At 41.7% G+C, this 14102-nt stretch carries 17 protein-coding genes and 2 pseudogenes; 16 read left to right on the plus strand and 3 right to left on the minus strand.

All coding sequences use genetic code 11. The features are described from left to right. A pseudogene (locus G586_RS26655) lies at positions 1 to 224 on the plus strand (IS110 family transposase); the annotation flags it as partial. A gap of 191 nt (positions 225 to 415) precedes the next feature. Here G586_RS26655 and G586_RS0116095 read toward each other — a convergent pair. Continuing rightward, positions 416 to 1765 carry an MATE family efflux transporter gene (locus tag G586_RS0116095; protein ID WP_026528546.1) on the minus strand — a complete coding sequence of 450 codons (1350 nt, stop codon included), beginning with the start codon at positions 1763 to 1765 and terminating at the stop codon, positions 416 to 418. Between the two features lie 142 nt (positions 1766 to 1907). On the opposite strand from G586_RS0116095, the gene G586_RS0116100 reads away from it, so the two are divergent. The 5 genes from G586_RS0116100 to G586_RS0116120 all read left to right on the plus strand — a co-directional run bounded on the left by G586_RS0116100 (position 1908) and on the right by G586_RS0116120 (position 6646). Next, positions 1908 to 2834 (plus strand): ketopantoate reductase family protein, encoded by a 927-nt coding sequence (locus G586_RS0116100; RefSeq protein WP_026528547.1) that lies wholly within the window; start codon positions 1908 to 1910, stop codon positions 2832 to 2834. Positions 2835 to 3011: 177 nt separating this feature from the next. Next, positions 3012 to 3506: an RNA polymerase sigma factor gene (locus G586_RS0116105; RefSeq protein WP_026528548.1), complete on the plus strand. Its 495-nt coding sequence runs from the start codon at positions 3012 to 3014 to the stop codon at positions 3504 to 3506. Continuing rightward, positions 3503 to 4786 (plus strand): anti sigma factor C-terminal domain-containing protein, encoded by a 1284-nt coding sequence (locus tag G586_RS0116110; protein WP_026528549.1) that lies wholly within the window; start codon positions 3503 to 3505, stop codon positions 4784 to 4786. The genes G586_RS0116105 and G586_RS0116110 overlap by 4 nt, the downstream gene beginning before the upstream one ends. A gap of 75 nt (positions 4787 to 4861) precedes the next feature. Further along, complete coding sequence (locus G586_RS25170; RefSeq protein WP_051204857.1) at positions 4862 to 5887, plus strand: PrsW family glutamic-type intramembrane protease; 1026 nt, start codon at positions 4862 to 4864, stop codon at positions 5885 to 5887. 75 nt (positions 5888 to 5962) lie between these two features. Next, the gene (locus G586_RS0116120; RefSeq protein ID WP_026528550.1) at positions 5963 to 6646 is read left to right on the plus strand and encodes an MBL fold metallo-hydrolase; all 684 of its coding nucleotides are present in this window, start codon (positions 5963 to 5965) and stop codon (positions 6644 to 6646) included. 126 nt (positions 6647 to 6772) lie between these two features. Here G586_RS0116120 and G586_RS26320 read toward each other — a convergent pair whose 3' ends face one another. Next, positions 6773 to 6925, minus strand: coding sequence for a hypothetical protein (locus tag G586_RS26320; protein ID WP_155834223.1), 153 nt, complete (start codon positions 6923 to 6925; stop codon positions 6773 to 6775). Positions 6926 to 7131: 206 nt separating this feature from the next. Between G586_RS26320 and G586_RS0116130 the strand changes: the two genes are divergently transcribed. The 4 genes from G586_RS0116130 to G586_RS0116145 all read left to right on the plus strand — a co-directional run bounded on the left by G586_RS0116130 (position 7132) and on the right by G586_RS0116145 (position 10336). Then, positions 7132 to 7332 (plus strand): (2Fe-2S)-binding protein, encoded by a 201-nt coding sequence (locus G586_RS0116130; RefSeq protein ID WP_051204858.1) that lies wholly within the window; start codon positions 7132 to 7134, stop codon positions 7330 to 7332. 134 nt (positions 7333 to 7466) lie between these two features. Further along, on the plus strand, positions 7467 to 8027 hold the full coding sequence (locus tag G586_RS0116135) for a hypothetical protein (RefSeq protein ID WP_026528552.1): 561 nt from the start codon (positions 7467 to 7469) through the stop codon (positions 8025 to 8027). Positions 8028 to 8037: 10 nt separating this feature from the next. Continuing rightward, positions 8038 to 9675: an L-aspartate oxidase gene (locus G586_RS0116140; RefSeq protein ID WP_026528553.1), complete on the plus strand. Its 1638-nt coding sequence runs from the start codon at positions 8038 to 8040 to the stop codon at positions 9673 to 9675. After that, positions 9665 to 10336: a succinate dehydrogenase/fumarate reductase iron-sulfur subunit gene (locus tag G586_RS0116145; protein WP_035773464.1), complete on the plus strand. Its 672-nt coding sequence runs from the start codon at positions 9665 to 9667 to the stop codon at positions 10334 to 10336. Before G586_RS0116140 ends, G586_RS0116145 begins: the two co-directional genes overlap by 11 nt. An 8-nt stretch (positions 10337 to 10344) precedes the next feature. Here the strand turns inward: G586_RS0116145 and G586_RS23500 are convergent, their stop codons facing one another. After that, positions 10345 to 11436 (minus strand): ribose-phosphate pyrophosphokinase, encoded by a 1092-nt coding sequence (locus tag G586_RS23500; RefSeq protein ID WP_035773465.1) that lies wholly within the window; start codon positions 11434 to 11436, stop codon positions 10345 to 10347. A 129-nt stretch (positions 11437 to 11565) separates the two neighbouring features. Between G586_RS23500 and G586_RS0116155 the strand changes: the two genes are divergently transcribed. The 6 genes and pseudogenes from G586_RS0116155 to G586_RS23505 all read left to right on the plus strand — a co-directional run bounded on the left by G586_RS0116155 (position 11566) and on the right by G586_RS23505 (position 13964). After that, positions 11566 to 12030 (plus strand): PaaI family thioesterase, encoded by a 465-nt coding sequence (locus tag G586_RS0116155; RefSeq protein WP_026528555.1) that lies wholly within the window; start codon positions 11566 to 11568, stop codon positions 12028 to 12030. Between the two features lie 178 nt (positions 12031 to 12208). Next, positions 12209 to 12730 carry a GNAT family N-acetyltransferase gene (locus G586_RS0116160; protein WP_081674426.1) on the plus strand — a complete coding sequence of 174 codons (522 nt, stop codon included), beginning with the start codon at positions 12209 to 12211 and terminating at the stop codon, positions 12728 to 12730. 17 nt (positions 12731 to 12747) lie between these two features. After that, entirely contained in the window at positions 12748 to 12942 is a 195-nt protein-coding gene (locus G586_RS0116165; RefSeq protein WP_026528557.1) for a hypothetical protein, read from the plus strand. After that, positions 12939 to 13097 carry a hypothetical protein gene (locus tag G586_RS26325; RefSeq protein ID WP_155834225.1) on the plus strand — a complete coding sequence of 53 codons (159 nt, stop codon included), beginning with the start codon at positions 12939 to 12941 and terminating at the stop codon, positions 13095 to 13097. The genes G586_RS0116165 and G586_RS26325 overlap by 4 nt, the downstream gene beginning before the upstream one ends. 17 nt (positions 13098 to 13114) lie before the next feature. Next, positions 13115 to 13324, plus strand: a pseudogene (locus G586_RS0116175) (IS110 family transposase); the annotation flags it as partial. A gap of 49 nt (positions 13325 to 13373) precedes the next feature. Next, on the plus strand, positions 13374 to 13964 hold the full coding sequence (locus G586_RS23505) for a class I mannose-6-phosphate isomerase (RefSeq protein ID WP_051204859.1): 591 nt from the start codon (positions 13374 to 13376) through the stop codon (positions 13962 to 13964). The last annotated feature ends 138 nt before the right edge of the window (positions 13965 to 14102 follow it).

Below are 14102 nucleotides of genomic sequence, written 5' to 3' on the forward strand. Positions count from 1 at the left end.
GTCGTGGTCACAAGAAAGCAATAATAGCAATCGCCAGAATGATGATGGTCTGCATATATCACATGGTGAAAGATAAGAAAACTTTTACTCCATGCGATTATAAGGAATTGATGGATCCTAATGATCATCCTCACAAAGTTGTTTTAAATGATGCCAACGTATTTGAGTATCTGAAAACTCAGGGTTACGATATTTCTTCATTGGTTAAAAGCAACGATAACTGATGAATGATTTCCTATATGATCAACCTGTCAGAGAGACGGGAAATCTCGTCCCTCTAATTTAAGTCGGTTTCATCCGCTACTTATTTTTCACTCTTTCCTCCTTTGATTTAAGTTAGCGTATGCTAACATTATATTTGACAGTGCTATGAAGTCAATATTTAGCACTGAGAAAATATCTCAAAAGATGCACATTATGTATGAGAAGACTTGGGTATAAAAACAAATATAGACAAAAGATAAGTCAATGCCAGCATTATGGCGGCCCCAATCCAGGCTGAAACCTCGGATATTGCTATTCCCGTGAATGACATTTTTCCAAGTGTGAATCCGAAAACTAGGCGCAATGCGACTTCAAGAAATCCTGAAAACATAGGGACTATTGTGTTGCCAAGGCCTTGCACGGCGTAGCGGAATACGAACAGCCATCCAAGAGCGAAAAGGCTTATTCCAAGGATTGGCATGAACTGGGCACAATAACCTATAGTGTCAGGGTCACTTAACATCAGTCCTGATATTTTTTCCGGGAAAACGATTTGAATAAGTGCGAGAGGGATGTTCACGATAACAGACAAAACAAGACCCTGTCTTACCCCTTTGCGGATACGGTCATATTTACCGGCGCCCTTGTTTTGTCCAACAAAAGTAAGAATAGCAAGGCCTACGGATATACCAAATTGTTCAAACAGACCTGCGAATTTCATGCATACTGAATAAGCTGCAACATAAGCACTTCCCATGAGATTAACAAAATACTGCAGAATCATTCCACCGGCGGCGGTGACGGAATTCATGAAAGCAACGGGAAGGCCCATTTTAAGGAGATCAACACATAACGTAAGCTCCGGCATAACAAAACGTTTTATGCGTTCCGATTTTTCATCGGACAAATCGGGTATTCTGCTAAGGATGAAGCGGCAGTATATGTATGAAACCGCCTGCGCTATGACTGTAGCTATTGCAGCTCCGATAACTCCAAGATGTAGGCCCATCACAAACAGAAGATCAAGAATGATATTTATTATGGACGAGATTACCATCGCAGTCAGTGGAGTTTTACTGTCCCCAAGAGACTGGAGGATAGTAATAGTAAGATTATTCAGTACTGTGATGGTTATTCCTGCAAGTATTACTGCAAAATAAGCATAGGCATCGCTATAAATATCTGACGGCGTTTGAAGGAATGTCAGCATTTCCCTTAAGGCTAAAAGACATAAAAGAGTAAACAAAACGCTAATAGCCAGGCTGATGTACTGAGCAGCTAATATATAACTGCGAAGGAGTTTCGAATCGCCTTTTCCAAAGGACTGGGAAAAGTTTATCCCAAATCCTCTTGTAAGTCCTACAACAAATCCCAATATAAGAAAATTAAGAGTGCCTGAAGCACCGACAGCTGCCAGGGCTTTATCACCAATTCCTTTTCCGACTATTATGCTGTCAACAAGGCTGTAGACTTGTTGAAAAAGATTTCCCATAAGAAGTGGAAGGAAAAACAATACTATCTGTTTTAAGCTGTTTCCTTCAGTCATATTATTTGTTTTCATTTTTTATCCTAACTGTTTAAAAGTATTATCTTATCTTGTGTACAATAAAATATTATAATATGTAAATTAGTTTATTGTATAATCATTTAGTGCAGATGTACAGGATAGGCAATTGTTTTTGGCATAAGCAGAAAGGATTAAGATGGATTTTAAAAAGGTTGTAATAATAGGAGCAGGAGCGGTCGGCAGCTACATGCTGTGGGGCCTTTCTAATAAGGACAATTTGGAGCTTTCGGTAGTAGCATCGGGAAAGCGAAAGGAAAGAATTGAGGCAGAAGGTATATGCATAAATGACAAGCTTTATAAGCCTGCGGTAAAGACTCCGGAGGAAGCCTTCGGAGCAGACCTTGTTATCGTGGCAGTAAAATATAATGCCCTGCCGGCGGCTGTCCTTGATATAAAAGAAATCGTAGATGATCACAGCGTAGTAATAAGCCTCATGAACGGCGTTGACAGCGAAGATGTGATAGCTGCTGAAATTGGCGAGGAGCATATAGTTCCTGCGCTTATAAAAGTCGCTTCTGAAAGAAAACAGAACAGAATATATTTTGATCCTGAATCCACGATAGGTGTTGTCTATGGTGAAAAAGATGGAAAGAGTTCAGAAAGGACCGGTGCTCTCGCGCGACTTTTTGAAGGAACAGGACTTCATTACAGAGAGACAGATGTAATATTCTCGGAAATATGGAGCAAGTTCAGATTAAACGTTGGTAATAACCTCCCTCAGGCAATGCTTGGAGTGGGAGTAGGTGCTTATGGCGATAGCGAACACGTAGCCGCAATCAGAGAAGGTCTTGTAAAAGAGCTTGATGCGATTGCAAAGGCAAAGGGGATTGATTTGTCTCTGGCAGATTCTTCATCGACCAGAGGAAGTAAAGTCCTTAAACGGGCAAGATACTCAACTCTTCAGGATCTTGATGCAAAAAGGCATACGGAGGTTGATATGTTTTCCGGTGCGCTGATGCGTATGGGCAAGGAACTTGGTATCCCTACACCATATAATGAATTTACATTTCATATGATAAAAGCTATAGAAGAAAAGAACGATGGAAGCTTTGACTACAGTTGACGGACAAAACAAACCCTTTTATAGCTTTTTTCAGAAATTCTTAAACATTCCGCAGATGAAAACCTGTAAAATAAAAAAGTTGAAAAAACATGTAACATTCTTCGATTCAAATTGTTATATATATGACTGATCAAAACGGGGGAATGATTCAGGAAACTTTGGGCCAAGGAGGAAAGTATGGAAAAGCAGTTGCTATATAGGCTGTACAGCGCATATCATCATGAGCTGTTTCTATACCTGTACTCTCTTTGTCACGATCGTGAGCTTGCGGAGGATATGACGCAGGAGGCTTTCCTTAAAGCAATTCTTTCTCTTCCCGATGACCATTCGAATATGAGGGCATGGCTCTACATGGTTGGACGAAATCTTCTGATCAATGCCATGTCGAAGCAGAAACGAATTGTTTTAAAGGACGCCCCCGAGGAATATGATTCGTCAAAAACCGAAAGCATTCTTGATGAGATTATCCAAAACGAAAACAAAAAGCACCTCTACGAAGCCATAAATAAGCTGGATGAAACCAAGAGGGAAATCCTGTGCATGCAGTATTTCTCGGGCTTTTCACAAAAAGAAATCGCGGCGATGCTAAGGCTTACACCTGAAAATGTAAGGATACAGGCCTATAGAGGGAAAAAGCAGATCAGGGAATATATTAGGGAGGATGAAGCATGAATTATCGTGAACTTTTGCAGGAATATAAGAACGGAACACTTGATGAAAATAAGGCAGCAGAGGTTGAACAGGACATTGAAAAACAGGATGCCATAAGTGAGTATCTCTTTGAAAATGCGGAGATTCCGGGGATTGATGAGTTTTCAGATGGTGATGTGACAGAGAATTCTGCAGGTGAAAAGGCTTCTGAGAATAATGCTGATGCAAAGCAAAGCAGCATTCATATCGATGAGAAGCTTCGCGAGGATGCGGATGATTTTTCAAAACTTATCAACAAAAAGATCCGCATGGCCTTTGTGAAGGCAGGAGTGATCACGGCTGCTGCTTCAATTATTATTGTGCTGTTCGTGATTTTCGCGCTCCCTAAGATTGTTGACCGGTTTTACTACAATCCCGGAGAAGCTGTGGCGTTTCCGAAGGAAGAGGGCTATTCTCCTACAAAAAGACTAGACCTTGATATGATGACATACTACGATGTCTTTTTACCCTGGAAAAGCTATATGAGGGCTGAATCGGTAAGTATGGGATATGGCAAATACTTTATTAACTACCGCGATATTACAGACAATCATGTGGGAACAATAGAGAAAAATAAGATGATTCTTTTTGATCCTGATTCTCTTAGGAATACAGCGCAGGCATATGTCATGGGCAGCAGCGAAGGAAAATCGAAACTGGTGCTTCTATCGCCCGGGAATGTATGCTACGAGTATGATCCGCTGCCGGAACTGGATGACGATGATGATTACTATGCATCTGTCACATTGAATAAATGCATGAAATATGATGATTTCATAGAGTGGTGCGATGATAACGGAGTTTATCCAAGATGGGTTGCCTATTCAACTTATGTCCGCGATAACGATCCGGAAAAGCTCCCTATCAGAGAGTCCAAAGAAGAGCTGGAGGAGCATGTTTTTAGCGACGGTGAAGAGTGCCTTGGCTTCCACTTAAATGAAGGCAACTATATTTTTTATGATAAGGAAAAGTATCCTCTTCTTACAGCAGGAGATGCCATGGATGCCTCGGAAGACGGGCTTAGGGATTATGATGTTGCCGTGACACATGTTAAGAGCATGCTTACATATCTTGATGATAACCCGCAGTTTTTGCATATGCTCCAGGGTGACCTCATGATAAGCCCTGAGTATGTGAAGAAGAATATTGATGAATATGGCCTTTACATCTATGGATTTGTTACGGAAAAAGCTTCTAAGGATGAGCTTATGGCAATTAAAGAACTTGAGGATGTGGAATTTGTAATGGCTGACCCTGAGTGATCCTGTGGTATAATAAAGCGATATCACATTTCTATTCAGAGTAAAATACCACATTCATCAGGAGGAAAATATATTATGTTTTGCTGGAATTGTGGAGCGAATGTAGGGGATACACATTTATTTTGCGAAAACTGCGGCGCCAGGGTAAGGACGATCGGAGAGCCTCCTGCACAAAAAATAATGGCAGGCCATACAATGCAGCAGGGGCAGCCAAATGTCCAGATACAGCAGGGGCAGCCTGACTGGCAGATGCAGCAGGTACACCCCGAGTGGCAGGAACAGGCATTTCAGCAGAAGGATGCGTTTAGCGTTAAAAAGCTCCCGGTAGTCATGATAGTGATCCTTACAATTGGACTTTTTATAAGCTCGATGTTTGCGGACTCAGGAAGTATGACTTTTGCAATGCTGTTTTCAAGTGTTTCCGGTTTGCTGCTTCTTTTGTATGTTTACAAGCTGGACAGTATCGAGCCTGAACCTCTGCCGCTACTTATTAAGCTGTTTTTAACCGGAGGAATACTGGTTCCGATTGGTGTCATAATCGTAGAAGAAATTGTTGAACTGGTGCTGGAAATATTCTTTATAGATTCGCCTATTCTCTATTCCGCTTTGAATGCGTTCCTTGTGGCTGCAACAGTGGAGGAACTGGGAAAATATATTGCGTTAAAGCGTGGCTCCTGGAATCATCCTGCTTTCAATTTCCGCTTTGATGGAATAGTATATGCAACGACTGTAGCCATGGGTTTTGAGATTGTTGAAAATCTTCTCTATATCGCAAGCTACGGTTTTGGAACAGCCCTGGGAAGAGCAGCATTTCCCGGACATCTTGTTTTTTCAATATACATGGGCTACTACTACGGACAGGCCAAGAGCCATGCGGTGCGAGGCGATTTGAAAGGGGCTGCCAGATTAAGACGTAAGGCTGTTATCATTCCAATCATCATACATGGTTTTTACGATACCCTGTGCTTCTGGGCGGAACTTAACGATTCAACCTTGTATGTGCTCGGATCGCTGGTTGTACTGATCCTTGCAATGACCGTACTCAACGTGAAAGCATATAAAAACATCAGGAAATATGCTCACGAAGACAGACCGCTCTGATGGGATTAACATTGAATGTGCGGATTCAGTTCCTATCTGTGAGGCGAAAATGTTAGATGAAATGGGGACCCAAATATGAAACTTGAAAGATTGACTGACAGGGTGTGGTTTTATCCTAACGAGCAGGAAAGAGACCGCCCTGTGCTTGGATATATTCGCGGTGATAACTATAGTCTGGCTATTGATGCCGGACATTCTGATGCTCACACCGCTGAGTTCTATGATGCGATAAAGGAGGAGGGTCTCCAACTTCCTTCGCTCACGGTAATCACACACTGGCACTGGGATCACACCTTTGGAATGCATGCCATAAATGGACTTTCTATTGCCAACTCAAAGACAAATGAATACCTTCGCGATTTTCGTGAAAGGATAGAAAAAAACGGGCTTGATGAGTTTTTGAGCCTTGATATCAGTATCCGCAAAGAATATGCCGGGAACCGTCCGGTTAAGATAGTTACTTCGGATATGGAGTTTTCAGGCGAGATGATTATTGACGTGGGCGGCTGCAAAGTCCGTGCTTTTCAGGCAGAAGCACCCCACACCGACGATTCAACTCTGGTCGAGGTTGTGGATGAAAAGGTTCTTTTCCTTGGGGATTCCGTGAGTGGCGTGTTCCCCACCTGGGTAAAGGATTCTCAGCTAAGCAGGAAGCTTGCTGATACAATAGAAAAGGTAGCGCCAAAATACTGCGTTGATGGCCACTGGGTTCCGACCACCATGGAGGATACCATCGCAGACTTGCTATCTGAGAATTGATGAAGATACAGAAACGAAAAAAACACTGAATCTAATAGAATTAGAAAAAAATACCCTGAATCTAATGCGGATTCAGGGTAATATTTTTAATTGAGTAAAACACTTAGTTACAAGCGTTGAAGCAGCTTATGCGTCTTTATAATCTTCAGCAGATTCACCGGTTACGCTGCAATATTTATCAAGAAGAGCTTTGTCATCCAAACTCTTCAGATCATCGGCATTTCCGCCACCAAATTCAACAATAAGATTAATAGCTTTTTCTCTGAATTCCTCACTCATGCAGGTACCTCCGTTTCAAATATAGCTGTAGGATTATCAGTTAAAGTTCAAATGTGTGAACTGTAACTTTCAGTCACTTAATAATACGATATTTGCATCGGAGAATGGGTTAAAATTGTATTAAATTAGTATTAAACTGAAAAGGACAGATATTGCATTAATATAACTATCGTTGTGGGATTCACTGGTTCATGGAGGGTCACTTTATGAAGAGAGAAAAGATTGCATGCCATTGTAAAAATGTAAATTACGGGAAGATTCTTGATGCTGTCCAAGGCGGAGCTGATACATACGAAAAGGTCAGTGAGATAACAGGCTGCGGGACAGGCTGTGGCAAGTGCAGAGATTTTATCACCACAATGATCCGGGATATCATCATGTTCCCTGAGGACTATGCCAGTGAGTAATGTAAAAAGAAACATTAGCTAAACAATTTATTAAATCACAGAATCACGTTCATGACTTTGCTATAATTAAGGCGTAATGCTTTTGAAACAGCCTATAACAAGTGAAAACACGTTTAGGGTAGCCGGAGGGGGCCATGAAACTGAAAAGATTAAATGCCGCGTTAGCATTACTGTCGATAGTGGCAATGATTTTGCATATAGGTTACAACATTTTTTCGTATCTTACTATGTACTATAATCCGGCAATGAAGCTTCTTACTGCTATGCCGTTTATAGTAATCACTTGTATTCATGCGGTACTGGGTATGTGCCTGGTATTTCTTTTGGGGGATGGGACAAGGCTTGATCTATATCCTGCGCAAAACAGACAGACTGTAATTCAGCGAATTTCCGCAGCCTTGATTTTTCCACTTCTGATTATTCATTTAAAGACATTTGAATTCCTTAAAACTTTCTCAGCAGGAAATAACTGGGCAGCATTTGTGCTTGTCATATTGATACAGATTTTGTTCTACGGAGTAGTCATCTCTCATGCAGCAGTATCTTTTCCCAAGGCATTGGTTACACTTTCTCTGCTTGATAGCAGGGAAAAGCTCAGAGTAATTGAAAGAATCTCATATGCCATTGGTTTGATACTTTTTATTACTTCTGTATGTGCCATAATCCGTGGAGAGATTGCCATATTTATTCATTGACGGGACTGGAATGATGAAGAATGTGCTTATCATTGGGAGCGGAATAGCAGGTTTGAGCTGTGCTGTCAGGTGTGCAGGGCATGGTTTAAGAGTGATGCTCATTTCTCCGTATCCTTCGGAGCGGGCTCAGTCTGTTATGGCAGCCGGAGGGATCAATGCTGTTACGAAAGGCCATGAAGAGGGCGACAGCATAGAAAGCCATATCGAGGATACATTAAAAGGCGGAGCAATGCTTGGAGGAAGAAACGCAGTTGAGGGTATGTGCAGGCAGGCGGAAGATATTATCAGGTATCTCGAAAGCATTGGCACGGTCTTTACAGTAGATGAGAACGGCAAGCCTCGGACAAGAGCGTTTGGCGGACAATCTCACAAAAGGACTCATTTTTGCGGAGCTTCCACCGGGAAGCAGATCATTTCGGCACTTGTTATGGAGTCCAGAAGATATGAGGCAATGGGGCTCATCACCAGAAAGCTTGGGATGGATTTTTACTCCGGACTCATAAGAGATGGTGTGTGCTATGGGGCACTATTATTTAATGAGGGCACTAAAACTTTGGAGCCTGTGTACGCTGATGCGGTAATACTTGCAACCGGAGGACAGAATTCTCTTTTTGGAAAAACGACGGGATCCATACTCTGTGATGGTTATGCAGCAGGTAGGCTCTTTATGCAGGGGGCAGTACTGAAAAACCTGGAGTTTATCCAATATCATCCGACAACTCTTGAGACATCGCAGAAAAGAATCTTAATATCTGAGGCAGTCCGCGGAGAGGGTGGAAGGCTTTTTTATCCTGAAGGTGGTAATCGGATTTATTTTATGGAAGACAAATATGGTCCGAAGGGGAATCTTATGACCCGCGATGTCATTTCACGGGAGATTTATGCTACAGGACGTGAGGTTTTCCTTGATATTTCTTTTCTTGATAAAAAACTTATAGATTCAAGACTTCCTGAAGTACGTGATCTTTGCAGTAAATACCGTTCCATAGATATTACAAGAGAACCGATACCTGTTTCACCATCGGTACATTTCTTTATGGGCGGACTTGCGGTTCACATGAACCATGAGACGAATATCAAGGGACTTTATGCAATAGGAGAGTGTGCATCCATGTATCATGGGGCTAACAGACTTGGGGGGAACTCACTGCTTGCAGCGATTTACAGCGGGAATGTTGCTGCCGATGATATAGCGAAAAATGAATGTAGGGGAGGAGTACAGGACTTTGCAAATTACATAGCTCATGAAAAAAAGGAGCTTGAAAAGCTATATGACACAAAGAGCGCTTTTCCTGTCATGTACATGAGGGATATGCTCGCTGAGACCATGAAAAATAACCTTGGAATTGTGCGCACTGAGAAGAACCTTAAAGCTGGCATAGGAGATGTGGATGAGTACATAGGGACTTCAACACACCTGCACTATGATGCCAGCGTGTCTGCATATACAAATTACAGTCTTTTAGGAATAATGACACTGGCCCGCGCAGTTCTTACCTGTGCTGAACACAGGAAGGAAAGCCGTGGAGCTCATTACCGGAGTGACTTTAAGGAGAGCGCTGATGAGCTTTCGCATGCAACGCTGATATCATATGATGACGGTTCTTTTACTGTGAATCTGGATAAGGGAAACGCTTATGAAAATTAGAGTGCTGCGACAAATTAATGGGGATACAGAGCCCTACTGGGAGACCTTTGACTATGACGGGGATAAGGAAATTTCGGTAGCGGGACTTTTAGATTATCTGAATTATCATGACGACATCGTAAATGATAAGGGAGAAAAAACAGGCCGTATAGGATGGGAGTGTTCATGCCTCCAGGGGGTCTGCGGAGCATGCGCTATGGTTATAAACGAAAAACCGTCCCTGGCGTGTGAAACTTTCCTTAAAGACCTGAATGGAGACGAGATCAGTATAAGGCCGCTGCGAAAATTTCCGGTAATTCACGATCTGATTGTTGACAGGAGCATCATACATGAGAATTTGAAAAAAGCGAATGTATTTATAGGGGAATATAACCCCAAGGACAGAGAAAAACTTACACTTCAATACAATGCCGCTAAGTGCCTTAAGTGCGGGCTGTGTCTGGAGATATGTCCCAATTATACAAGCGGCAAAAGCTTTTTTGGTGCGGTATTTGCGAATGACTGTTACCTTGTACAAAAAAGAAATGCTGATAAAGCAAAGGATATCAAGGAAACATACGGGAAGCATGTTGGAAGCGGTTGCTCCAAAGCACTGTCCTGCATGGATGTCTGTCCAATGAAAATAGAGCTTATCGCATCAATGTCTGCACTGAACAGATAAATCTGGAATTATGAATTCACATAATTCTGGATCGTCTGCTTGATTCTTTCCTCGGGTTTTAGCAGATTTAGTATTGAATTGTGCTTGTGAATTGTGTCGATAATAGCTGCTATGTAGCGGTTCATGTTGACGCTATAGTAATATTCTTTCTCAAGAAGTTCGGGCTTTTGATAGACAAGATTTGTGGTGAAGATTCTATCAAAGAGACCCTCTTCGTAGGCTTTGTCGATTTTGGAAAAGCCGCTTGAAAACAGGCCAAAGGTTGAGAAGATGAAGATTCTCTTAACGCCGCGGTCTCGCAGCTGTTTGCATACATCAATAATACTTCCGCCGGAGGCAATCATGTCATCAACCACAATGGCATCCATGCCTTCAAGGCTTCCGCCACAGAAATCATGCGCAATGATGGGATTTGTTCCGTCAACAATATGTGCATAATCTCTTCTTTTGAAAAACATCCCAATATTTACGCCGAATAATGAGGCGAAGAATACGACTCTTTCAGTGGCTCCTTCATCAGGGGCAACAAACATGAGATGATCTGGATCTATTTTAATATCTTCATATTCAGTAAGAAGGGCCTGAGTGAACTGTAGTGCAGGTGAGATGTTTGACAAAGCCTTAAGCGGTGTTACATTCTGAATTCTCGGGTCGTGAGCATCAAAAGTAACAAGGCTGTCAACGCCCATAAATTCAAGCTCTTTTAGCATCATGGCACAGTCCAGGGATTCTCGGGCTGTTTTTCTATGCTGTCTTCCTTCATACATAAAAGGCATAATAACAGTGATTCTCTGAGCTACACCGCTGCAGGCAAGAATAGCTCTCTTAAGGTCCTGATAATGATCATCTGGTGACATTCTGTTAAGCTCGCCATCCATTTTATATTTCAAGGAGTTGTTGCAGACATCAACAAAGATGAAAACATCTTTATTTCTGATGGATTCATCAATGACGCATTTCGCTTCGCCGCTTGCAAAGCGTGGGCACCTTGCGCTGACAAGGAAATTGTCTGCATTGTACCATTCGCATAGAAGCTGGTTTATTCGATTAGCCTGCTTTGAATAGGACTCAAGTGCAATAAGGGCCAGATTGTTTTCCATGCTCACACCTCCAAGGTTCATAATTAGATGGGATATACATTTAGTCTATAATAATTGTATCAACAATTTTGAGAAGTATTTATAAAAATCTGATAAAATGGAACTATATTTTTGGGAGGATATTAAAAAATGCGAAAAGCACGTACTGAAAAAGAAAATGCAATCAGGGAGAAAATGCTTTCTGAGCTTTATGATAATCAATATAATCAGTTCATAGGATTTGAAGTGATGGAGCTCAGCCCCACGTACAGCAAATCAAGAATCAAGTGTGACGAGAGACTTCACAACACTTATGGAAGTATCCATGGAGGAGCGCTTCTTTCCTTTGTTGATGTAATGGCCGGGGCAACCGCCAGTATGAGCGGATATTATGTTACAACAGTTTCCGCCAACCTGAATTTCCTGCTTCCCGCAGTGAACACGGAGTACATATACTGCGAGTGCATGAAACTGAAAACAGGAAAACACATCCTTGTTTTTGACATAAGAGTAACTGATGATGAAGGAAATCTCTTAGACAGCGGCGAGTTTTCATACTTCGCAAGCAAGGTTGCGGTGCTGGACAGTAACCTTAAGTTTGGAAATAAAAAATAATTTAAAAAAATATTGACCTTATGAGTGTTCTTTTCATGAAAAACCAGAATGAGAATATGGAAATGAGCTGCAAAGTCATAGCTTCCGAAGACGGCAAAAATCATTTCTGGTGCAGAACCAAATAATAACTAAAGTATGGAGGAATGAAGTGAATACGTGCCATTCAAATAGCCCTAATATGGAAGTAGTTGAATCCAAAAGACTTATCATGAGGCGCTTGATGCCTGAGGACTATAAGGTAATGACGGCCTGGGATATGGACGAGAGAGTCTATAAATATCTGCTGGGGTCTGCGTGTAAGACCCCGGAAGAGCCGCTTGCCTGGCTGCCTAAAAAGGATCCCACCTCTAAGGTTAATATACTGATGCTGGTATCTGATAAAGAGGATGGCCATGCGGTGGGGATTTATGCGCTCAATCATGATGTTGAAAGAGATGTCTGGTCGTTATCCTATGTGAATAAGTATGATGACTGGGGAAAAGGATATACCGTAGAAGGCATGGACGCTCTCATGAAGCATGCTGCAAAGGTTTATGGCGCACGCTCGTTTGAAGGCGAGTGCGCAAAGGAAAACGTAGGCAGCAGAAGGGTTATGGAGAAGCTTGGAATGGTGTACGATCACAGCTCTTCATATAGCAAAAATGATGGCAGTGCAACCTTCGAATCATATGTATATTTGCTGACAATTTCTGAGGAATAGCTTGTAATGGGGGGTGAATGAAAAGGAAAACTTCGAAAAAAATACTGGCTGAATCATTTAGGGAAGTTGCGGAAAGTAAAAACATAGATAAGATCACGGTTAAAGATATTACGGATAACTGCGGATATTCTCCTGCTACTTTTACAGACAGTTTAGTGATAAGTATGAGCTTATTGCCTGGGATTATTCACGGGAGATTGACAATATCATGACCGGAATAGACGGAAGTAGTTCTGCGTGGATAAACACCCTGAAATCTGTGGCTATGCTTTTCGAGGAGAGAAAGATGTACCTTACCAATCTTTTTCTTCATACAAGTGGACTTGAAGCGTTCATCACTTATATGCACCTCACAGCACGGAAATAAATAAGGAGGCTATTACAATGACAAAGAGAGGATCATCAACTTTACGAAAAGTAGGATATGAAGTAATGAGGGTACTTAAGAGTCATCCTGCGCCCAAAGATGCTGCTGTATATAATTATATAATCAAGAAAGAAATTGAGGGAAAGTGCAAAAAACACGCTAAAATAGCGGGATTAAATAAATTTCTACGTATATATTATGCAAGAGTAACCGCAGTCTACAAATAAGTAGCAACAGCTATAAAAAGGCTGGAATTATTCATCCAGCCTTTTTGTGATGTGGTATGTGCTGGATGCTGAGGAAGGCGCTTATCTCTATCAGGGATTTAACAGGGAAATAACAAAAGAAGAATTTGAGCAGAGGATTTCTGATAACACACTGGAGGAAGTTCTCCATAAAGAGCATGTAAAGAAGGGGGATGTCCTTCTTATAACTCCGGGAACACTTCATGCAATAGGAGGAGGGATCCTTCTGGCTGAAGTTCAGCAGAGCTCAAATGTAACCTACAGAATTTATGATTACGGACGTGTGGGTTCAGATGGCAAGACCAGGCCTCTTCATATCAAGCAGGCGCTGGATGTTACTAAGCTTGTAAGACCGGAGAAATATGTCTCCCGGGACGGATATCTTCTCAGTTGTGACTACTTTGTAGTGAGTCATGAAGTCATTACTTCAGGGGCGTCCTATAAAGGAGATGCTGACGAGCGGTCTTTTGGCTCCATAGTTATTCTCGAAGGATGTGCAGATGTTATATGTCAGGGAGAATGCATCAGAGCTAAAAAAGGAGAGTCGCTGTTTGTGACTGCGGGAAGCGGAGAATTTACAATAGACGGAGATGCCGAGGTCCTTATCACCTGGGTTCCGTGAATAAAGCAAAGATTGTACAGGTAGCTGGTAAGGCTGCCTGTTTTTGTGTTTTTATGTATTTTTTATTTAATTTTATTAAAAAAATATTAAACGCATAACAGTGCATTATTTAGCTGTATAATGTATATAGGTGGATGT

It is taken from the genome of Butyrivibrio sp. VCD2006 (genome assembly GCF_000423925.1).
In the GTDB taxonomy this organism is placed as follows: domain Bacteria; phylum Bacillota; class Clostridia; order Lachnospirales; family Lachnospiraceae; genus Butyrivibrio.

What these genes read in the sequence shown, in the direction of transcription:
- G586_RS0116100 (WP_026528547.1), top strand. Translation starts at nt 1,908, where the DNA reads ATGGATTTTAAAAAGGTTGTAATAATAGGAGCAGGAGCGGTCGGCAGC.
- G586_RS0116135 (WP_026528552.1), top strand. Translation starts at nt 7,467, where the DNA reads ATGAAACTGAAAAGATTAAATGCCGCGTTAGCATTACTGTCGATAGTG.
- G586_RS23505 (WP_051204859.1), top strand. Translation starts at nt 13,374, where the DNA reads ATGTGGTATGTGCTGGATGCTGAGGAAGGCGCTTATCTCTATCAGGGA.
- G586_RS25170 (WP_051204857.1), top strand. Translation starts at nt 4,862, where the DNA reads ATGTTTTGCTGGAATTGTGGAGCGAATGTAGGGGATACACATTTATTT.
- G586_RS0116110 (WP_026528549.1), top strand. Translation starts at nt 3,503, where the DNA reads ATGAATTATCGTGAACTTTTGCAGGAATATAAGAACGGAACACTTGAT.
- G586_RS23500 (WP_035773465.1), bottom strand. Translation starts at nt 11,436, where the DNA reads ATGGAAAACAATCTGGCCCTTATTGCACTTGAGTCCTATTCAAAGCAG.
- G586_RS0116155 (WP_026528555.1), top strand. Translation starts at nt 11,566, where the DNA reads ATGCGAAAAGCACGTACTGAAAAAGAAAATGCAATCAGGGAGAAAATG.
- G586_RS26325 (WP_155834225.1), top strand. Translation starts at nt 12,939, where the DNA reads ATGACCGGAATAGACGGAAGTAGTTCTGCGTGGATAAACACCCTGAAA.
- G586_RS26320 (WP_155834223.1), bottom strand. Translation starts at nt 6,925, where the DNA reads ATGAGTGAGGAATTCAGAGAAAAAGCTATTAATCTTATTGTTGAATTT.
- G586_RS0116160 (WP_081674426.1), top strand. Translation starts at nt 12,209, where the DNA reads ATGGAAGTAGTTGAATCCAAAAGACTTATCATGAGGCGCTTGATGCCT.
- G586_RS0116105 (WP_026528548.1), top strand. Translation starts at nt 3,012, where the DNA reads ATGGAAAAGCAGTTGCTATATAGGCTGTACAGCGCATATCATCATGAG.
- G586_RS0116130 (WP_051204858.1), top strand. Translation starts at nt 7,132, where the DNA reads ATGAAGAGAGAAAAGATTGCATGCCATTGTAAAAATGTAAATTACGGG.
- G586_RS0116095 (WP_026528546.1), bottom strand. Translation starts at nt 1,765, where the DNA reads ATGAAAACAAATAATATGACTGAAGGAAACAGCTTAAAACAGATAGTA.
- G586_RS0116120 (WP_026528550.1), top strand. Translation starts at nt 5,963, where the DNA reads ATGAAACTTGAAAGATTGACTGACAGGGTGTGGTTTTATCCTAACGAG.
- G586_RS0116140 (WP_026528553.1), top strand. Translation starts at nt 8,038, where the DNA reads ATGATGAAGAATGTGCTTATCATTGGGAGCGGAATAGCAGGTTTGAGC.
- G586_RS0116165 (WP_026528557.1), top strand. Translation starts at nt 12,748, where the DNA reads ATGAAAAGGAAAACTTCGAAAAAAATACTGGCTGAATCATTTAGGGAA.
- G586_RS0116145 (WP_035773464.1), top strand. Translation starts at nt 9,665, where the DNA reads ATGAAAATTAGAGTGCTGCGACAAATTAATGGGGATACAGAGCCCTAC.